Origin of the sequence: Pedobacter sp. SG908, assembly GCF_011759615.1 — a bacterium.
GTDB classification, from domain to species: Bacteria; Bacteroidota; Bacteroidia; order Sphingobacteriales; family Sphingobacteriaceae; genus Pedobacter; species Pedobacter riviphilus.
On record NZ_JAAOYY010000001.1, the window covers coordinates 1,635,056 to 1,660,117 of the forward strand.

2 protein-coding genes are annotated in these 25,062 nt (G+C 44.2%); both read left to right on the forward strand.

Features of this window, described 5'->3' with window-relative positions; translation table 11 throughout:
• Positions 1-12: 12 nt before the first annotated feature.
• The gene (locus FHT21_RS06710) at positions 13-24,003 is read left to right on the forward strand and encodes a Calx-beta domain-containing protein (protein ID WP_167293955.1); all 23,991 of its coding nucleotides are present in this window, start codon (positions 13-15) and stop codon (positions 24,001-24,003) included.
• A 55-nt stretch (positions 24,004-24,058) separates the two neighbouring features.
• Complete coding sequence (locus FHT21_RS06715; protein ID WP_243853887.1) at positions 24,059-25,033, forward strand: type IX secretion system membrane protein PorP/SprF; 975 nt, start codon at positions 24,059-24,061, stop codon at positions 25,031-25,033.
• The last annotated feature ends 29 nt before the right edge of the window (positions 25,034-25,062 follow it).

The window sequence follows — 25,062 nt, forward strand, 5'->3', positions numbered from 1 at the left end:
TCGTCTCAGCCTATGAATAAAAAATTACACTCTCCGTCTCGCTATTTGCGTATTTTTTTTGGTAAGAAAACTAATTTAAGAGCACAATTTCGCTCCATTAACCGAGCATTTTTCGCTATTTCTGTCTTGCTTTTTTGTGTATCTGTTTCAAATGCACAAACGCCTATATGCGCTACACCTGGTGCAGATGGTGCAGCAAATTTAAGTACCGCTGCAAATACATTTTATCCTTCCAAATCTGGAAATATTACTTTGAACTCTGGAAGTACTTCTTTAGAGTTGGATCCAGTACCGGCTTCATTTCAGGTAGGTAGCACTGTATTTTCTTTTGGTAACACACAAATAACCAAAGGTAATTTGTTGTTAATCATTCAGATGCAGGGTGCTGATGCCAATACAACCAATACTTCATCATATGGATCAGGCATAGCTGCCAATAATGGTTCTGGTTATACGGGAACAGTAACGGCTGGCCGTTATGAGTATGTAGTTGCACTTAATGATGTAACCACTGCAGGGGGAACATTGCAATTTAAAGCATCGGGAACGGGCGGTGGATTGGTAAATAGTTATGTGAATTCGGATGCAACTGCTACAAAGGGGCAAAGACGTTTCCAGATCGTGCGTTTAATGCAATATTCTAATCTGACGATGACCACCGATATCAAAACCGTTCCATGGAATGGTAAAGCTGGTGGTTTAATTGCTATTGATGTTGCCGGAACTTTAACGATGAACGGTCGTGTAATTGATGCAAGTACAACTGGTTTCCGCGGGGGCTATTTGCTGCCCAGAACCATTGCAAATACACAGCAAAGTTTATATGTTACCACGAATTCTGTTTTGGCAAGTACTAAAGGAGAAGGAATAGTTGGTACGCCACGTTTTATGTGGGATGGTTACAACCAGGTAGATAATGGTGTGCAGGGTTATCCGGATGGCGATTATGGTCGCGGTGCACCAGGTAACGCTGGTGGAGGCGGTAACGTGCACAATGCTGGTGGTGGCGGAGGTGGTAACGGCTCTGCTGGTGGATTAGGTGGATATGGCTGGAATAGTGGAGATGGAGACAATACGGTTACTGGCGGTAGACAAGGCTCTACAGTGCCATACGCACTAAATAGATTATTTTTGGGTGGAGGTGGAGGTGCCGGAGATGCCAATAATGCAACAAACGGAGTAAGAGGTGGTGTTGGTGGTGGTATTATCCTCATCACAGCCAATAAAATAGACGGAACAGGAACTATCCTGGCCAACGGAGGCAGGGGTGAAGCAGGTGGTTTAGGTAGTGCTGCAGATGGTGCCGGCGGTGGTGGCGCAGGTGGAACAATATTTATTAATGTAGCCAACCCAAGCCCAACAGCTACCTTAACCATACAAGCAAAAGGTGGTAACGGAGGAAATTCTTTTACTACAACTGCACATGGTCCTGGTGGTGGTGGTGGCGGTGGTGTAATTCACTATAAGATTCCTAATGCTACCGTAACTACTAGCACTGCAGGTGGTTTAAGTGGAAGAACAAATGATGGAGTTACAGTAGCGGGAAATGCCAATACTAATATTCCTTATGGTGCCACAGATGGTTCGACTCCGGGAGTAGTAAATCAGTTCACTTTTAATGATTTACCTCCTGAGCTTCAGGGGGTAAGCTCAACCTGTTTACCAAATTTAGTTATCACTAAATCCAGAGCTAATCCAACAGTTTCAGTACCCGCTGGTTCTACCACGGTTTATACGATCAATATTAATAATACGGGTGGTGGTGCAGAAGGCGTTAGGATAAATGACCAACTGCCTGCAGGTTTAACATTTTTATCAGCTACGATTGTTTATTCTACCAGTCCATCAACCGTAGTTACAGTAACCAATAGTGGAACAGCCACTTCACCGGTATTGGGGAATTTTAATATTCCTGCTGGGACGTCGGCAACTATTCAACTGACGGTTACTATCCCAGCTGCAACGGCTCCTGGTACGTATAGCAATCCGGCCCAGGTAACTTATCTTGATCCGACACGTACTGCTGCAAACCCTACCAGGTTAATTTCTCCTGCATCCTTTGCTATAGCAGGTACAAACACCACTTATGAAACTGGTGGAACTGTTGGTGGAAGTAATTATAACCCTGCTTTACCAGATGAAGATTTACTGTTAACCAAACCCAATATATCAATCGTAAAAACGGTTAGTCCAACCTGTATTGCTACCGGTAGCAATGCTACTTATACCATTACAGTTAAAAATGAAGGTACTACAACCTTAAATACATTTTCTGTAACAGATGTAATTCCGACCGGAATGACATTTGTAAGTTCAACGGGAACAACTGCTCCCTGGACTATTTCGAATGCTGGTACAACTTATACCTTTAACTACAATTCAGGTACTGGCCTTACAACGGGACAAACGGTCTCTTTTACTATTACCGCAACGGCAACAACAGTACAACCTTCTGGCAATTGGTCTAATACGGCATCGGTAAGTGGGGGAAGTAATTCGACTGTTTTACTTTATGCAAATCCTACTACGGCCACATCATCAATTACTTCTGGTGGTACGGCATGTAACGACGGTACATTTTTTATTAGGGGGAATACCCCGACAGTAGGCACCGGGCAATGGAGTCTTACTTCGAATCCAGGTGGCTTTGCCACACTTAATAACCCTAATCAGGCAAATGCAACTGTGGTGGGGGTAAGAAATGGCTCGCCTGTAACTGCCCGTTGGACCATTACCAATGGTACCTGTAGCAGTACTTCAGATTTGGTATTAACCAATAATAGTGTACTACCTACTGGTACCTTAAGTATAGTTGGTAATGCCAGTGGTACGGTTTGTTCTTCTTCGCCAACACCCAATCTTCAGGTTGCGCTAACAGGAACGCCTAACTGGAGTATTAGCTATAGAAAACCTGATGGTTTAATAGTGAATGTAACCGGGATAACAGCAAGTCCTTATATTATATCTTCAACAACTGCAGGAACTTATACTTTGGTTTCTGTAACCGATAATACAGGCTGTAGCGGTACTGTTAGTGGTACCATTGTGCTTGAACAAAGCCCAGCAACTGTTGCCGGGACTGCCAGTTCCAACCAAACCATTTGCTACAATACAGCCCCAGCAGCAATAACACTATCTGGTCAAACCGGTAATGTTGTTATTTGGCAATCTTCTCCAAATAACAGTACATGGACTGATATTGCAGGGACTGAAAATTTAACTTCGATAACACCAGGCGCTTTAACTGCTACCACTTACTATAGGGTTAAGGTTAAAAGTGGTGCTTGTGCCGAAGCCATAACGCCTGCTGTTACGGTTACGGTAAACGCATTGCCAACCGGATCGGCAACACCAACCAGTCAGAATATTTGTAGCGGTGCAGCTATAACTACCGTTAATTTTAGCGGGGCAACAAGTTATACCTGGGTAAGAGACAATAATACTAATGTAACAGGAATTGTAAGTAGCGGTTCGGGTACAAGCGTTACCGGAACTTTAACTAATACAACGGGTTTGGCACAGGTGGTTACCTTTACGGTAACACCAATTGCCAATGGATGTTCGGGTAATACATTTACTTTTACAGTAACTGTTCAGGGTGTTGTTACCGCTGGATCTATCGGCAGCAATCAGACGATTTGTACAAATACACAACCAGCGCTTTTAACCTCAGTAGCCAATGGAACAGGTTCGGGTACCATTAGTTATATTTGGGAAAACTCTACAAACGGAACAACATGGTCCGCTATTTCAGGTGCAAATGCTGCAACTTTTCAGCCCCCTGTTTTAACCACCACTACTTTATACAGAAGAACAACTGTTTCAACTGCTGCAACGGCATGTTCGTCAGCGCCATCGTCTCCTGTAACCATAACCGTTAGTGCATTGCCAACAACGGCTAATGCAGGTGCCGATCAAACACAATACAATTCAGGAACATTTACTTTACAAGGAAATGCGCCAACTTCGGGTACCGGTGTTTGGACAGTTGTTAACGGATCGGCCGCAATTACTACACCAACAAACCGCAATACTACCGTAACAGTTGCAAAAAATACCTCTGCTACCTTACGTTGGACAATTACAAGCTCTCCTTGTGCATCTTCTGCCGATGATGTTGTAATTACATATACTGAAAGTACCGATTTACAAATTGCAAAAACAGTAAATAAAACAAACCCTACGGTTGGCGAAAATGTAACTTTTACTATTACCGCAACCAATAACGGGCCAAGTAATGCAACAGGCGTACAGGTGAATGATCTATTAAAATCAGGCTATACCTTCGTAAGTGCAACGCCAGGAACCGGAACCTATAATTCGGCTACAGGTGTTTGGACTGTTGGTGCGTTAAATAGCGCATCTTCGCAAACATTAAGTATTGTTGCTACGGTTAACGCCAATGCCACAGCGGCCAACTATGGTAACGATGTGAATATTACAGGTACAGAAACAGACCCAACACCTGCAAATAATTCGACATCTATTACCAATATTGTTCCGGTCCCTTCAATTGATTTATCCTTAACTAAAACTGCATCACCGAAACCAGCTGTTGCAGGTAATGCTTTAACTTATACCATCACTTTAACCAATAACGGTCCGAGTACTTTAAGATCGACGGATGTAGTAAAGATTACCGACAATCTTCCAGCCGGATTTACTGCAACTACGTTTACAGCATCAACAGGTACTTTTACCAGTGCAAACGGCAATTGGACTGGCTTAACTTTAGCAACCGGACAAAATGCAACCTTAACAATTGCGGGTACACTTGCTGCAACAGCAACTGGTACCATTAGCAATACTGCGAGTGTAACTGCTCCAACTGGCACGGTTGATCCGAATTTGACCAATAACAGCCAGACAGATAATACCACTATTAACAGACAGGTTGATTTAGTGCTTGCAAAAACTGCATCACCCAAACCAGTTGTAGCTGGTGGAGCATTAACCTATACCATTACCTTAACCAATAACGGAAGCAGTGCGCTACTCTCAACTGATGTTGTAAACGTGGTAGATAACCTTCCGGCAGGATTTACTGCAACAACTTTTACTGCTGCTGCAGGTACTTACGACCAAACTAACGGAAATTGGACAGGCTTAACCTTAAGCAACGGTCAATCTACTACATTAACCATTGCCGGAACCGTTGCAGCCAATGCAAGCGGAACCTTAAATAACTCCGCTACAGTTACTGCGCCATCAGGCACAACCGATACTAATACTGGTAATAATACTGCAACAGATGCAACAACAATAAACCGTTCAATAGATTTTGCTATTGCAAAAACCGCTACACCAAATCCGGTAATTGCAGGCGAAGCCTTAACCTACACCATTACGCTTACCAATAACGGAACCAGCCAGTTATTAAACAGCGATATTGTTAAAGTAGTAGATGTTTTACCTGCTGGTTTTACCGCAACGGGTTACAATACTTCATCAGGGACTTATACCAGTACAAATGGAAACTGGACAGGCTTAACTTTAAGCAACGGACAATCGGCAACTTTAACCATAGCCGGAACAGTAGCTGCTGCTGCAACAGGAAGTTTAAGCAATACGGTAACTTTAACTCCTCCAACGGGTATAAGCGATCCAAATACTACAAATAACACCGCTACGAACAATACTACTATAAATGCTAAACCAGTACTTGCCATTACCAAAACAGGATCTTCAGGTTTAACAGCTGGTTCGGCAGTAACTTATACTTTAAGGATTGTAAACAATGGAAGCAGCAATGCTGTAAATGCCGACATTACTGATGCCGTACCTGCAGCCATACAAGGCGTAACCTGGACCAGTACCGCTGAAGGTACAGCTGCTGTTACCACAGGGGCATCGGGTAGTGGAAATACCGTTAATTTAAAAGTTAATATCCCGGCAGGAAGTGCGAATGCTATAAATGTAACCATACAAGGTACGGTAAATCCAGGAGCAACAGGTAGCATCACCAATACTGCAACCGTAACTCCGGCAGAACCACAGGGAACGGGAAGTACCTCAAGTGTAAATTCGAACATTACCAGTACATCAGGTGTAACGATTTCAAAAACTGCGGTATCATCAGCAACTGCAGGAAATACACTTACCTACCAGATTCAGCTTGCAAACAATGGCCCAAGTAATGCAACAGGTGTACAATTGACCGATGTTGTTCCTGCTTCTTTAACGAATGTGACCTATACAAGCCAGGTATTGGGTACAGCTGCTGTAACTGCAGGTGCAACTGGTACTGGGAATAATATTAGCCTTACCGGTAATATTACGGCAGGGGCAGCCAATAAAATCATCATTAATGTTACCGGTACCATCAAACCAGATTTTGAAGGAACCATTACCAATACTGCTACGGCAACACCACAGGAAAGTGGAAGTACACCTGTAAATGCACAGGCCATAACTGCAGTAAGTAGAAACCCGGTATTTACCATTACAAAGAGTGGCCCAAGTACTGCCATTGCCGGTAATAATATTGTTTATTCGATAACCGTAAAAAACACAGGACCATCAAATAGCTTAAATACAGTAATTACAGATGCGATACCGGCATCGATAACGAATACCAGTTGGACAAGCGCTGTAACGGGGGGGACGGCAACAATATCTGCCGGGGCAACGGGTACGGGTAACAACCTGAGTTTAACCGGAAGTTTCCAGGCAAACAGTACGGTTCAGATTACTGTATCTGGAAAAATCGCAAGCAATGCGTCGGGTAGTATTACCAATACCGCAACAGTTACTCCAGCAGAAAGCGGTGTATCTCCAATTACCTCGAGCCCGGTTAACACTTCGTTAACAACTCAATCGGGTTTAACGGTATTGAAGAGTGCGCCTTCCACTATCATTTCTGGCGCAAACATTAGCTATACCATAGAAATAGGAAATAACGGACCAAGTGATGCCATTAATGCAACGTTAAATGATGCCATTTCTGCTCAGGTTTTAAACCCGACATGGACATCAACCGTTCAAGGTGCTGCAGTAATCAACGCTGGCGCAACAGGCAGTGGCAATAACTTGCAAACAGGGCTAACCATCCCGGCAGGTGCAACAAATAAAGTAATCGTAACTGTTACTGGAAAAATAAATCCGGCATTTAACGGTACCTTAAGTAATACCGCAACGGTAACTGCCACTGAAGCTGGAAGTCCTTCTCCGTCATCAACAACCAATACAACGGTTAATAGAACACCAACAGTAGCAATTACTAAAAATGGTCCTACGGCTTTAATAGCAGGAGAGAACATTACTTACACGCTTGATGTATTTAATACCAGTACAGCCGATGCGCAAAATTTAAGCATAGCCGACGTGGTTTCTAACCAGATTAGTAATGTAAGCTGGACGGCTACTGCCTCAGGTACTGCGCAGGTATTAACAGGCGCAAGCGGAACCGGAAATACCGTAGCAATTACGGGTAACCTACCTGCCGGAAATGCAAACCACATTACCGTGACCATTACAGGTAAGGTAAGTGCGGCATTAAATGGTAGTTTAGCGAATACGGCAACTGCAACTCCATCAGAAAGTGGAACAACGCCTGCAACATCAACCGTTAACACTAATGTTAGTAAAATACCAGTTTTAGCTATACAGAAAACAGGACCGTCATCTATCAATGCCGGAGAACAGATCAGTTATACCATTACGGTTACCAACCAAGGTACGGCCAATGCAAATGCATCGGTAATTACTGATGCCATTCCGGCAAGTATTTTAAACCCATCATGGACAACTTCCGTAACCGGAACTGCTGTTGTTACAGCAGGTGCCACTGGAAGTACAAATGCGGTTAGTGTAACAGGTGATATCCCTGCAGGAGCAGCAAATAAAATTGTAATCACCGTAACCGGAACTGTAGATGCGGGTACTGCGGCAACAAGTATTGCAAATAGCGCTACAGTTACACCTGCAGAGAGTGGTGCTACAGCTAAAACGTCTAATACGGTAACCACTTCGGTAGGTAAATTACCATCAATCAGCTTAACTAAAACCGGACCGGCAACGGCTAAAGCTGGCGAAACGGTTACTTATATTATTGAAGCGGTTAATAACGGACCTTCAAATGCCAGCAACTTAAGTATTACTGATGCCATACCAACACAATTAACAGGTGTAACCTGGACAGTGGTGGCTGCGGGAACATCTACCGTGAGTGCAGCGTCGGGTACCGGAAATGTAAGTTTAACCAGCAACTTAAAGGTAGGTACTGCAAATAAAGTAACAATAACGGCAACAGGAACTATTTCTGCTGCTCAAAGTAACGTAACTATTACGAATCAGGCGGTGGCCACACCAACTGAAGCAGGTATATCTCCTGTTAACTCAAATGCGGTAAACACAGCTATTTCTAATAAAAGTACAATCACTATCGTTAAAGCAGGACCTTCATCTGTTAACGCTGGTGAAAATATAACCTATACGTTAAGCATCAAGAATGCAGGTCCAAGTAATGCGGTTGCTGCCGTAATCGCAGACAATATTCCAAGTGGCATAACTAATGTAAGCTGGTCTACAGCTGTTACAGGTTCGGCAAGTATTACTTTAGGCGCATCGGGAGCAGGAAACAACATAAGTATTACGGGTGATATACCTGCTGGGGCAGCAAATGCTATTAATGTAACCATTACAGGTAAAGTAAATACTGCATTTGCAGGTAGCTCTTTATCAAATTCGGCAACTGTAACACCATCAGAGGCTGGTAATCCGGTTGTAACTTCGAATACCGTTACTTCTGCTGTTACAAAACAGGCTGACTTAAGAATAGAAAAAACCGGACCAACAGCAGCAATTGCGGGAGAGCAGGTAAGTTATACCATCACAGTAACCAATGCTGGACCAAGCGACGTTACTGCCGCAAGAATTGTAGATACTTTTGATGCAAACCTTTTAACACCAACCTGGACGGTTACTACACAAGGTACGGCAACAGCTAGTGTAAGTAGTGGCTCAGGAAATATCGATATTACAGGTAATCTTGCAGCAAATGCAGCTGATAAAATTATCATTACGGTTACAGGCAGGATTTCGCCAACATTAACCGCCAGCATTTCGAATACTGCAACGGCAACTCCTCCTGCAGGTGTAACCGATTTAACACCAGCAAGCAGTACCGTTACAACCACTACTTCGAGAAAAGCAAATGTGCGTATTACAAAATCTGGTCCGGCAAATGTTGGGGCAGGAGAAGTAATTTCTTATACTTTGCGTATTGTAAACGACGGACCAAGTACAGCTACTACAACCGCAATACTCGATAATATTCCGACTGAAATTGTAAGTGGTATAAGTTGGAACGTGGTGGCCTCAGGGGGGGCAACATCAACGATAAGTGGAAACCAAACTTCAAGAAATATAAGCTTCGATGCAACAATTCCGCCAACAACCGGGCTTATTCTGGTCAATATTACCGGAAAAGTAGACCCAGCATTAACGCAAGGGCAAACCATTTCAAATACAGCAACAGCTACCGTAAGCACTGGTATTACTGATCCGGATCTTTCTGATAATACTTCAACAAAAGTAACAATTGTAGATAACGATCCGGTATTCAGGGTTTCAAAATCGGGTCCGGCGAATGCGAATATAGGAGACCCGATAACCTATACTATTGTGGTGAATAATACCGGTGCCCGAAATATTACCGATGCCTTTATTATTGATAATGTACCAGTAGATGTGCAGGTAAACAGCTGGACTGCAGTGGCTACCGCAGGTGCTTCAGTTACAGGAACAACTTCAGGGTCAACAAATTCGATATCAACTAAAGGAAATATTAATTCTGGAACAGGAACGATTACTGTTACGGTGAATGGTATTATTAAACAAACCGCAAGAGCGGTGTTTACCAATACCGTTGAAGTAACCGCTAGTGATGTTAAACAAAGTTCTGTTACCACAAGCATAAATAAATCAACAGATATTGCAATTAGCAAAACTGGTCCTCAAACCATATCTGCTGGAGAAAATATCAGCTATGCTATTAATGTAGTTAATAATGGTCCTGTTGATGTTAGCGGATTAACTATTGCAGATGTGGTACCAACAGGCATTACCAATGTAAGCTGGTCGGCAACTGCCAGTGGAACTGCAGCTATAACCGGCCCCACAACAGGTAATGGAAATAATATTTCTGTTGGTGCGAATATCAACGCAGGAAGTACAAATTTTGTTACCATTTTGGTGAGTGGAAAAGTACCATCGAGCACCGCCGCATCAACCTTAACCAATACGGCAACGGTAACTTTACCGACAGAAATAGCAGATTTTAATACCACAAACAATTCATCAACAGTAAATACAACTGTGGTAAATTCACCTAGTTTAGTGGTACAGAAAAGTGGCCCTAGCACTGCCGCTTCTGGAACGCAGATTAATTATACCCTTACAGTTAGTAATAACGGACCAAGTGATGCAGTAGCAGTAAATATTGCTGATATAATACCAGCAGATATTACCAATGTAAGCTGGACAGCTGTAGCAAATGGTACAACTTCCATTACCTCAGGTGCAAGTGGTAGCGGAAATAATGTAGCGGTAGTTGGAAATATTCCTTTTGCTTCTGGCAACTCTATTACCATCAATGTTGTTGGAACCATAAATCCTGCTTTTGCCGGAAATATATTAAATACCGCATCGGCAAAAATTGGTGCAGGTGGAACTCCTGTAAATTCGCCAACGGTTACCACAGTAGTGGCTAAACAAACCAATTTAAGTGTCATTAAATCAGGTCCAGCAACTTTAAGTGCTGGTTTACCAATAAGCTATACCATAGAAGTAACCAATGCTGGCCCAAGTAGTGCAAGCGGAACAGTAATTACCGATGCAATTCCTGCAGCGATACAAAATGTAACCTGGAGTACAACAGCTACCAATGGTGCAACTGTGAGTGCAGGGGCTACCGGAAGCGGAAATACGCTATCTGTTACAGGAAATATTCTAGCAGGTGGTAATTCAAAAATATTGATTACCGTAAATGGTGTTGTGGCCTCTAATGCAACTGCAAACATTGTAAATAGTGCTACAGCAACTCCTGCAGAACCAGGTAACCCACCTGTGGTTTCTACACCAGTAACTACGGTGTTACAGAAAACACCTGGATTAGCGCTTTCTAAATCAGCACCTGGTACAGCATCTAGCGGACAGCAGATTACGTACACTTTAAAATTAACCAATACAGGGCCATCTGATGCAGTAAATACTACTATTGCCGACGTGGTTCCTGCTGATATTAGCAATGTACAATGGACAGCTACGGCTAGCAATGGAGCTGTGGTTAATGGAACGGCTTCTGGCACAACAAATAATGTGTCTACCGCTGTAGATGTTCCGGTGAATGGTGTAATCAACATCGTTATAACCGGTACCATTAATCCAACTTATGTTGGCACCATTGTAAATAACGCTTCAGCAACTCCATCAGAACCTGGTGTTGCGGCTAAAACAGCCAGTGCTGCAACTACGGTTTCGGCTATGGTTAGTCCGGTAATAACCAAAAGCGGTCCAACTACAGCTTTAGCTGGGGAGGAAATTAATTACCAGATCCGAGTTCGGAATAACGGCCCAAGTACTGCCTTAAATGCGGTAATTACAGATGTGCTTTCGAACAACTTAACCAATGTTCAATGGACAGCTACGGCTCAGGGTAATGCAATCATCAACTCAGGGAATTCAGGAAATACCAGTTCAATCAGTGTAAATGCCAACATACCTGCAGGTACAAATGATGTGATCATCATCAATGTTAAAGGAACAATAGCCAGTTCATTCTCAGGTACGATTTCGAATTCTGCTACAATTACGCCATCGGAAGCTGGAAGTACACCGGTTACTTCTGCTGCAGTGGTAACCACAGTAAGTAGAAAACCAATATTAAAAATTAGTAAAGTTGGCCCTGCAACCTTAACAGCTGGCAATAACATTAATTACCTGATTAATGTAAGCAACGAAGGAACAGGTAATGCTGTAAATTTAAGTGTAACCGATGTTGTACCAGCTGCGATTACAAATGTTGCAATTACAGTAAGCAGTACGGGAAATGCTACTATTGCCAATAGCAGTGTTACCGGAAACACCGTTTCTGTAACGGGCGATATTAATGCAGGTAATGGCAATGGTTTTACCATTTCGGTAACTGGAAAAGTTCCGGCAAATTATACCGGTACATTGGCAAATACAGCAACAGCTACACCTTCAGAGGCTGGAGCTGCGTCGTCGTCCGCTACTGCAAATACAGTAGTTAGTAGGGTACCAGTACTCGAAATTATTAAAACCGGACCAGCTACTGCAAACGCAGGTACGGCAATAGAATATATTATTACGGTACGAAATACCAGCACCAGCGATGCCCTGGCATCAGTAATTACAGATGCTGTTCCATCAGGAATCCAAAATGTAAGCTGGACGACAAGTGTTGCCGGAGCTGCAACTGTATCTTCTGGAAGTACAGGGACAGGTAATTCGGTTTCATTAACGGCCAATATACCTGCCGGATCAGGCAATACGGTAAGCATTTCTATAAAAGGTGTTATCCCTTCTGGTGCAGCAGGAAGTTTAACCAATGCGGCTGTAGCTACACCTGTTGAAGCAGGAACCACTGCTGCGACATCGGCAACAGTAACAACCACAATCCAAACCAGTACCGACCTCTATGTTACCAACACTGTTGCTAATGCTTTCTTAAAAGTTGGCCAAAATGCGGTATTTACCATCACTGCAGGTAATAATGGTCCAAGTGATGCAACAGGAGTTAGCGTTGCAGATTTATTGCCAGTTGGATATCAGTTCGTATCTGCTTCGGCAACACAAGGAACCTATAATCAATCTACAGGTGTATGGACTGTTGGTAACTTAAACAGTGGTGCAAATAGCGTGCTAACCATTACTGCAACGGTAAAATTAGGAACCGATTATAACACAACCGCCACTATTTCTGGGGCGCAAAATGATCCTGTTACCAATAACAATAAAGCATCTGCCGGAATAACTATTGTAAATAGCGATCCGGTTTTAGTTGCCGATACCAAATCAACCAACGAGGATGTAACATTAACCGTTAATGCTGCAAATGGTGTATTGAGCAATGACAGCGATATCGACAATAATACCTTAACCATAACTAAATACAGTATTGCAGGTGTTGATTATACTCCGGGTTCTTCAAACCTGATTACGGGTGTGGGTACCATTACGCTTAATGCAGATGGAAGTTACGTATTTGTACCTGTAGCCAATTATAATGGTACAGTTCCGGCTATTACCTATACCGTAAGTGACGGTAATGGAGCTGCGGTAAATAGCACTTTAACCATAACGGTAAATCCAATAAACGATGCGCCTTCATTTGTTAAAGGCGCAGATCAGCTCGTAAATGCGAACGCTGGTGCACAAACAGTAAACAACTGGGCTACAGCTATTGTGGCTGGTCCTGCTGATGAAGTTGCAAGCCAAACGGTAAACTTTGTGGTGAGTAATAACAGCAACACATCGTTTACAGTACAACCTGCTATCGATGCCTCAGGAAAGCTAACTTATACACCTTCAGGAAACTTTGCAGGCAAGGTTACTGTAACTGTAGTATTAAATGATAATGGAGGTACAGCAAATGGAGGTGTAGACCAAAGTGCAGCACAAACTTTTATCATTTCTATTAAACCTGTAGGTTTAACTGATAACGTAAATACTTTGGTTAATACCCCTGTAACTACCGATGTTAAAACCAATGATGGGGCAACCGCTAGCAATACAACTGTATTAGCAGGAAATGGTGCACACGGTACAACCACTGTTGATGCAACAGGAAAAGTTACCTATACCCCAAATGCAGGTTATACCGGAACGGATAGTTATACCTATACCTTAACAACAGCTGATGGAGTAGTAAGTGATCCGATTACGGTTAATGTGAGTATCTATCCAACAGTGGTATTATCAGGACCGACATCCGTTAACGAAAATGCAGGTGTAGTTAATTATAGCGTTACCCTTACTGGAACAGCCGGAACAACCCTGGCATCGCCAGTAACTGTAGTCACCGGAATAACACCGAATACTACAAATGCCGCAGATTATAACTTTAACAGCTCGACCATTACTTTCCCGGCGGGATCGGTTGTTGGTGCAGGTAGTGGTACCATTACTTTCCCTGTGACCATTGTTGATGATAATCTGCTTGAAAATACAGAAGATTATACTGTTTCTATCGGATCGATTACAGGTCCGGCATCTTTAGGAAATGCAAGTGTAAGCACATCTATTATTGATAACGATAATGCTTCTGTTGCCATCAATAATATTTCAGTTGCAGAAGATATAACCGGTGGTTTAGCTACCTTCACGGTAACCTTAACAGGAGCGGTGCAGAACAGCTTTACAGTTAATTTTGCGACTGCCGATGGTACAGCTGTTCAACCGGGCGATTATACTGCAACCAGTGGAACCATTACTTTCCCGACAGGGTCGGTAAGTGGTGCTACGCAAACTTTTACCGTTCCAATAATAGACGATAACATTGCCGAAACAACCGAGACCTTTACGGCCACACTTTCGGGAGTAACGGGGTTGGTAACCATTGCGACAGCAACCGGAACAGCCACCATTACCGATAACGATAGCTCAATTGCAAGCATCACAGCTGGTACACCTGGTAATGAAAATGGTCCTGTTAACGGAACCTTTACGGTAACGTTAAGTAATCCATCATCACAGCCTACCACCATTACCTATACTTTAGGTGGAACGGCAACAGAAGGAAGCGATTACTCAGCTATTGTAACCAAAACCATTACCATCCCGGCTGGTCAGACCACCGGAACGATTACCATCCCGGTATTAACCGACAATATTGTTGAGGGTACCGAAACGGTTATTGCTACTTTAACCAGTTCTGGCAATCCATTGGTAACGGTGAGCAATACACCTGCAAGTATCAACATTCTTGATAATACAACGGCTACGGTAACAGTTGCTACCACTAACGATGGTGCAGAGCCGAGCACACCAGGCCTGTTCACCTTTACCTTGAGCAATGTATCTGCAACCGATACACAGGTTACTTATAACGTAACAGGTACGGTAACAAGCGGATTGGATTATACATCGATCGGTACCACGGTGACGATCCTGGCCGGGCAGACCACTGCAACGGTAAGTGTACCTGTACTGGATGATAACATTGCTGAAGGAACAGAAACGGTGATACTGACGATGACTGCTGCCACCAGCAATCCATCAATTACCGCAAATACGACACCAGCTACGGTTAACATTACCGATAACGATAGCTCAATTGCAAGCATCACAGCTGGTACACCTGGTAATGAAAACGGTCCTGTTAACGGAACCTTTACGGTAACGTTAAGCAACCCATCATCACAGCCTACCACCATTACCTATACTTTAGGTGGAACGGCTACCGAAGGAAGTGATTACTCAGCTATTGTAACCAAAACCATTACCATCCCGGCTGGTCAGACCACCGGAACGATTACCATCCCGGTATTAACCGACAATATTGTTGAGGGTACCGAAACGGTTATTGCTACTTTAACCAGTTCTGGCAATCCGTTGGTAACGGTGAGCAATACACCTGCAAGCATCAATATTCTTGATAACACGACTGCAACGGTAACAGTTGCTGCCACTAACGATGGTGCAGAACCTTCAACACCAGGCCTGTTCACCTTTACCTTGAGCAATGTATCAACAACCGATACGCAGATTACTTATAACGTAACAGGTACGGCAACAAGCGGATTGGATTATACATCGATCGGTACCACGGTGACGATCCTGGCCGGGCAGACCACTGCAACGGTAAGTGTACCTGTACTGGATGATAATATTGCTGAAGGAACAGAAACGGTGATACTGACCATGACTGCTGCCACCAGCAATCCATCAATTACCGCAAATACGGCACCAGCTTCGGTTAATATTACCGATAACGATAGCTCGATTGCAAGCATCACAGCTGGTACACCTGGTAATGAAAATGGTCCTGTTAACGGAACCTTTACGGTAACGTTAAGCAACCCATCATCACAGCCTACCACCATTACCTATACTTTAGGTGGAACGGCAACAGAAGGAAGCGATTATAGTACTATTGTAACCAAAACCATAACCATCCCGGCTGGTCAGACCACCGGAACGATTACCATCCCGGTATTAGCAGATAATATTGTTGAAGGAACAGAGACTGTAGTGGCAACACTGGTTTCTTCCAACAGTCCATTGGTAACGGTGAGCAATACACCTGCAAGCATCAACATTCTTGATAATACCACGGCCACGGTCACAGTTGCTGCCACTAACGATGGTGCAGAACCTTCAACACCAGGCCTGTTCACCTTTACCTTAAGCAATGTATCTGCAACCGATACGCAGATTACTTATAGCGTAACAGGTACGGCAACAAGCGGATTGGATTATACATCGATCGGTACCACGGTGACGATCCTGGCCGGACAGACCACTGCAACGGTAAGTGTGCCTGTACTGGATGATAACATTGCTGAAGGAACAGAAACGGTGATACTGACCATGACTGCTGCAACCAGCAATCCATCAATTACCGCAAATACGGCACCAGCTACGGTTAACATTACCGATAACGATAGCTCAATTGCAAGCATCACAGCTGGTACACCTGGTAATGAAAACGGTCCTGTTAACGGAACCTTTACGGTAACGTTAAGTAATCCATCATCACAGCCTACCACCATTACCTATACTTTAGGTGGAACGGCAACAGAAGGAAGCGATTATAGTACTATTGTAACCAAAACCATAACCATCCCGGCTGGTCAGACCACCGGAACGATTACCATCCCGGTATTAACCGACAATATTGTTGAGGGTACCGAAACGGTTATTGCTACTTTAACCAGTTCTGGCAATCCATTGGTAACGGTGAGCAATACACCTGCAAGCATCAATATTCTTGATAACACCACTGCAACGGTAACAGTTGCTGCCACTAACGATGGTGCAGAGCCGAGCACACCAGGCCTGTTCACCTTTACCTTAAGCAATGTATCAACAACCGATACGCAGATTACGTATAGCGTAACAGGTACGGCAACAAGCGGATTGGATTATACATCGATCGGTACCACGGTGACGATCCTGGCCGGGCAGACCACTGCAACGGTAAGTGTGCCTGTACTGGATGATAACATTGCTGAAGGAACAGAAACGGTGATACTGACCATGACTGCTGCAACCAGCAATCCATCAATTACCGCAAATACGGCACCAGCTACGGTTAATATTACCGATAACGATAGCTCAATTGCAAGCATCACAGCTGGTACACCTGGTAATGAAAACGGTCCTGTTAACGGAACCTTTACGGTAACGTTAAGCAACCCATCATCACAGCCTACCACCATTACCTACACTTTAGGTGGAACGGCAACAGAAGGAAGCGATTACTCAGCTATTGTAACCAAAACCATTACCATCCCGGCTGGTCAGACCACCGGAACGATTACCATCCCGGTATTAGCCGACAATATTGTTGAAGGTACCGAAACGGTTATTGCTACTTTAACCAGTTCTGGCAATCCGTTGGTAACGGTGAGCAATACACCTGCAAGCATCAACATTCTTGATAATACAACGGCTACGGTAACAGTTGCTACCACTAACGATGGTGCAGAGCCGAGCACACCAGGCCTGTTCACCTTTACCTTGAGCAATGTATCTGCAACCGATACACAGGTTACTTATAACGTAACAGGTACGGTAACAAGCGGATTGGATTATACATCGATCGGTACCACGGTGACGATCCTGGCCGGGCAGACCACTGCAACGGTAAGTGTACCTGTACTGGATGATAACATTTCTGAAGGAACAGAAACGGTGATACTGACCATGACTGCTGCCACCAGCAATCCATCAATTACCGCAAATACGGCACCAGCAACGGTTAATATTACCGATGACGATAGCTCGATTGCAAGCATCACAGCTGGTACACCTGGTAATGAAAACGGTCCTGTTAACGGAACCTTTACGGTAACGTTAAGCAACCCATCGTCACAGCCTACCACCATTACCTATACTTTAGGTGGAACGGCTACCGAAGGAAGTGATTACTCAGCTATTGTGACCAAAACCATTACCATCCCGGCTGGTCAGACCACCGGAACGATTACCATCCCGGTATTAACCGACAATATTGTTGAAGGTACCGAAACGGTTATTGCTACTTTAACCAGTTCTGGCAATCCATTGGTAACGGTGAGCAATACACCTGCAAGCATCAATATTCTTGATAACACCACGGCCACGGTAACAGTTGCTGCCACTAACGATGGTGCAGAGCCGAGCACACCAGGCCTGTTCACCTTTACCTTGAGCAATGTATCTGCAACCGATACACAGATTACTTATAGTGTTGGCGGAACAGCAACAAGTGGTACAGATTATACATCGATCGGTACCACGGTGACGATCCTGGCCGGACAGACCACTGCAACGGTAAGTGTGCCTGTACTGGATGATAACATTGCTGAAGGAACAGAAACGGTGATACTGACCATGACTGCTGCAACCAGCAATCCATCAATTACCGCAAATACGGCACCAGCTACGGTTAATATTACCGATAACGATAGCTCAATTGCAAGCATCACAGCTGGTACACCTGGTAACGAAAACGGTCCTGTTAACGGAACCTTTACGGTAACGTTAAGCAACCCATCATCACAAGCTACCACCATTACCTATACTTTAGGTGGAACGGCAACAGAAGGAAGCGATTACTCAGCCATTGTAACCAAAACCATTACCATCCCGGCTGGTCAGACCACCGGAACGATTACCATCCCGGTATTAGCAGATAATATTGTTGAAGGAACAGAGACTGTAGTGGCAACACTGGTTTCTTCCAACAGTCCATTGGTAACGGTGAGCAATACACCTGCAAGCATCAATATTCTTGATAATACCACGGCCACGGTAACAGTTGCTGCCACTAACGATGGTGCAGAGCCGAGCACACCAGGCCTGTTCACCTTTACCTTGAGCAATGTATCAACAACCGATACGCAGATTACTTATAGTGTTGGCGGAACAGCAACAAGTGGTACAGATTATACATCGATCGGTACCACGGTGACGATCCTGGCCGGGCAGACCACTGCAACGGTAAGTGTGCCTGTACTGGATGATAATATTGCTGAAGGAACAGAAACGGTGATACTGACCATGACTGCTGCAACCAGCAATCCATCAATTACCGCAAATACGGCACCAGCAACGGTTAATATTACCGATAACGATAGCTCGATTGCAAGCATCACAGCTGGTACACCGGGTAACGAAAACGGTCCTGTTAACGGAACCTTTACGGTAACGTTAAGCAACCCATCATCACAAGCTACCACCATTACCTATACTTTAGGTGGAACGGCAACAGAAGGAAGCGATTACTCAGCTATTGTAACCAAAACCATTACCATCCCGGCTGGTCAGACCACCGGAACGATTACCATCCCGGTATTAGCCGATAATATTGTTGAGGGTACCGAAACGGTTATTGCTACTTTAACCAGTTCTGGCAATCCGTTGGTAACGGTGAGCAATACAGCTGCAAGCATCAACATTCTTGATAATACCACTGCAACGGTAACAGTTGCTGCCACTAACGATGGTGCAGAGCCGAGCACACCAGGCCTGTTCACCTTTACCTTAAGCAATGTATCTGCAACCGATACACAGATTACTTATAGTGTTGGCGGAACAGCAACAAGCGGATTGGATTATACATCGATCGGTACCACGGTGACGATCCTGGCCGGACAGACCACTGCAACTGTAAGTGTGCCTGTACTGGATGATAACATTGCTGAAGGAACAGAAACGGTGATACTGACCATGACTGCTGCCACCAGCAATCCATCAATTACCGCAAATACGGCACCAGCTACGGTTAATATTACCGATAACGATAGCTCAATTGCAAGCATCACAGCTGGTACACCTGGTAACGAAAACGGTCCTGTTAACGGAACCTTTACGGTAACGTTAAGCAACCCATCATCACAAGCTACCACCATTACCTATACTTTAGGTGGAACGGCAACAGAAGGAAGCGATTATAGTACTATTGTAACCAAAACCATAACCATCCCGGCTGGTCAGACCACCGGAACGATTACCATCCCGGTATTAACCGACAATATTGTTGAGGGTACCGAAACGGTTATTGCTACTTTAACCAGTTCTGGCAATCCATTGGTAACGGTGAGCAATACACCTGCAAGCATCAATATTCTTGATAACACCACTGCAACGGTAACAGTTGCGGCCACTAACGATGGGGCAGAGCCGAGCACACCAGGCCTGTTCACCTTTACCTTGAGCAATGTATCTGCAACCGATACACAGGTTACTTATAGCGTAACAGGTACGGCAACAAGCGGATTGGATTATACATCGATCGGTACCACGGTGACGATCCTGGCCGGGCAGACCACTGCAACGGTAAGTGTGCCTGTACTGGATGATAACATTGCTGAAGGAACAGAAACGGTGATACTGACCATGACTGCTGCCACCAGCAATCCATCAATTACCGCAAATACGGCACCAGCTACGGTTAATATTACCGATAACGATAGCTCAATTGCAAGCATCACAGCTGGTACACCTGGTAATGAAAATGGTCCTGTTAACGGAACCTTTACGGTAACGTTAAGCAACCCATCATCACAGCCTACCACCATTACCTATACTTTAGGTGGAACGGCAACAGAAGGAAGCGATTATAGTACTATTGTAACCAAAACCATAACCATCCCGGCTGGTCAGACCACCGGAACGATTACCATCCCGGTATTAACCGACAATATTGTTGAGGGTACCGAAACGGTTATTGCTACTTTAACCAGTTCTGGCAATCCATTGGTAACGGTGAGCAATACACCTGCAAGCATCAATATTCTTGATAATACCACTGCAACGGTAACAGTTGCTGCCACTAACGATGGTGCAGAACCTTCAACACCAGGCCTGTTCACCTTTACCTTGAGCAATGTATCAACAACCGATACGCAGATTACTTATAACGTAACAGGTGCGGCAACAAGCGGATTGGATTATACATCGATCGGTACCACGGTGACGATCCTGGCCGGGCAGACCACTGCAACGGTAAGTGTACCTGTACTGGATGATAATATTGCTGAAGGAACAGAAACGGTGATACTGACCATGACTGCTGCCACCAGCAATCCATCAATTACCGCAAATACGGCACCAGCAACGGTTAACATTAGAGATAACCGTGCGCCTGTTGCAAGTGCACCTGCCATCACTACCCCTGAGGATACCCCTGTTAACGGAAAAGTTACAGCGACCGATGCTGACGGCGATCCGCTTACTTTTACCGTAACTACACCTCCAGCACACGGAACAGTAGTGGTGAATGTTGATGGTACCTACACTTATACACCTGTTGCAGACTATAACGGTCCTGATACTTTCACTGTAACCGTTAGTGATGGTAAAGGTGGCACTACTACGGTAACCGTTCCTGTTACTGTAAGTCCGGTTAACGATGCTCCTGTTGCAACTGCTCCAGCCATCACGACCAATAAAAATACCCCGGTTAACGGAACTATTACAGCAAGTGATATAGATGGAGATCCATTAACCTTTACGGTAACTACACCTCCTGCGCATGGTACTGTGGTAGTTAACTCAGATGGAACTTATAGTTATACACCAGCCAATAACTACAGTGGTACTGATGTGTTTACCGTAACTGTAAGTGATGGTAAAGGTGGAACTACAACGGTAACAATCAATGTAACCGTTAACCCGACCAATGTTGCGCCTGTTGCAACTGCACCAGCAGTTACTACCCCTGAGGATACCCCGGTTAACGGAAAAGTTACAGCGACCGATGCTGACGGCGATCCGCTTACTTTTGCGGTAACTACACCTCCAGCACACGGAACAGTAGTGGTGAATGTTGATGGTACTTATACGTATACACCTGTTGCAAACTATAACGGTCCTGATACTTTCACTGTAACCGTTAGTGATGGTAAAGGTGGCACCACTACGGTAACTGTTCCTGTTACCGTAAGCCCGGTTAACGATGCACCTGTTGCATCTTCGCCAGCCATTACCACACCACAAAATACAGCAGCCAACGGAACAATAACCGCTAGCGATGTAGATGGCGACGTTTTAACTTTTACCGTAAGTACTCCGTCTGCACATGGTACAGTAGTGGTAAATGCTGATGGTACTTACACCTATACACCAACTCCGGGTTATGTGGGTAACGATACTTTCACAGTAACCATAAGTGATGGCAAGGGTGGTACCACAACGGTAACTATTCCCGTAACGGTAACTTTGGTACCAGCACCAGCGATGAGTCTGACTAAAGTAGCCACCAATTCGGTGAGCAAGGCTGGCGATGTAATTAATTACAACATTGTAGTAACCAATACAGGTAATGTAACCCTAACAAACATTACAGTTACAGATGCCGGTGCCGATGCAGGATCGATATTACCAGCTGGTATTGCGAGTTTACTGCCGGGTGCAAGTGTAACGGTTACAGCTAAACATACGGTTACCTTAACCGAGGTAAATGCCGGTTCGTTTACCAACCAGGCTTCGGCAAGTGCCCAAACACCAAATGGTGGTACTTTAAACAAACCTAAATCTGATGATCCGAATACATCGGCTGTTGATGATGCAACAGTAACAGTAATTGCTCCGGCATCGACCATCACTTTGGTTAAAACAGGTACCTTAAGTAGCGATGGAAATAGCATTACTTATAATTTCAGTGTTAAAAACACCGGAAATGTAACCCTGCATATTATTACGCTGGTAGATGCGAAACTTGGACTGAACAAGGTAATTCCTGGTACACTTGCTCCGGGCGCTACTGTAACCGATAGTTATGTTTACCAGTTAACACAAGCAGATAAAGATGCCGCAAGTGTAACCAATAGTGCAACCATTACTGGCCAAACACCAGCAAATGTTTCTGTTAGCGATATCTCTGGTACAGCCGAAAACAACAATACACCAACCGTAACACAGATTCCGGTTATGGGTGCTATAACTTTGGTTAAAACAGCATCATTTAGCGGTAATCAGGTAACCTATACGTTTACAATCAAGAATACAGGAACCAATACTTTAAATAGCATTACCTTAACTGATGCCAAAATTGGCTTAAACAATAAGGTAATCACGGTACCTGGTGGTCTGGCCCCTGGAGCCACTACAACCGATGTTGAAGTATATACCTTAACACAGGCTGATAAAGATCTGGGAACTGTAACCAATACTGCAACTGTAAATGCCAAAACGCTTGGTGGCGTTAATGTAACTGATGTTTCAGGGACTTCCGAAAACAACAATACACCAACAGTTATCGCATTTCCTAAATCGCCAAAAGCTGTTGATGATGTGGCTGGTACAGTGGCAAATAAACCAGTTATCATTAATGTATTGGCAAATGATGATCCTGGAAATTCTACCCTTGATAAATTAACCGTAGAGATTGTAAGTCAGCCGCTACATGGTAAAGTAACGGTGAACCTTGATGGTACAATTACCTATACGCCAGATCCTGGTTACACCGGAGATGATACCTTTACTTATAGGGTAAAAGATGCTTTTGGCTATTATACCAATGTGGCAGCAGTAACCTTAACGGCTAATTTTGCAGGTCTTACCATACCTAACCTGTTTACACCAAACGGTGATGGTATAAACGATACCTTCGAAATATTGGGAATTAACCAATACCAGGTTAACGAACTGCAAATTGTTAACCGTTGGGGCAATGAAGTATTCCATGCCAAAGGCTACCAGAATAACTGGACGGGCGAAGGCTTGAACGAGGGTACTTACTACTACTTACTGCGGGTTAAAAAAGCAGGAAGCGATCAGTATGAAGTGTTTAAAGGTTACATAACCTTAATCAGAGCGTTTAAAAAATAAGATATGAGGCTTTGTACAGTTTGGTTTTAACCAGACTGTACTTTAAGATATTAAGATGATGAAGAAATTAATATGGTTAATAGCAGGTTCGTTTTTGTTGCTTGCGAGGCAGGCATCTGCACAGCAAGATGCCCAGTATAGCCAATATATGTTCAACGGGATTTATATCAATCCAGCTTATGCCGGGTATAAAGAAGTACTGAATGTGCACAGCTTTTACCGGAGCCAGTGGACAGGTATTACCGGGGCACCACGAAGCATGTCGCTGGCGGTAGATGCCATTGCAAACAGCGGTAACGTAGGCTTGGCCCTTCAGGTGGCAAGCGATAAACTTGGCGCACAAACCAACCTAAGCATTTATGGCAACTATTCGTACCGGATCAGGATGAACGATGATGGTAGTTCGAGATTAGCGCTCGGCCTTGGCATTGGAATGGTACAGTTGGGGATAGACGGTTCGCTGCTGAACCCGAACAATCCGGAGCCTAACCAGCCAGTTGGCATGCAGAGCACCATTGTGCCCGATGCAAGGGCAGGTATCTACTTTGCCAACGATAAGTTTTATGCAGGTTTTTCTGCCGATAACCTGATTGCCACTTATATCAATATAGACCGCTACGCCTTTATTCCACAGCCAAAACCGCATTACTACCTTACCGCGGGGGCATTGTTTCCGCTTTCTGAAGATTTTCAGGTTAAACCTTCTTTCCTGTTAAAAGACGACCGGGGAGGCCCAACGAGTTTGGATTTGAATGCATTTTTGATGATCAAAGATTTTATCTGGGTTGGCGGTTCGTACCGCACCGGAGTAAAACTGTATAATAAAAGCTATTTGCAGCGCGATCTTACGCCCCGCAACTCTGCCGTAGCAGCGATACAGATTTTTCCATCACAAAAACTCAGGATCGGATATGGTTACGATTTCTCAATCGGTCCGCTACAGGGCTACAGCAGTGGAACACATGAGATTTCTATCGCTTACTCTTTTATCAGACAAAACGTAAGATTGGCAACTCCAAGGGTATTTTAAATTAACTATATTCGGCATTTTTGACCAAC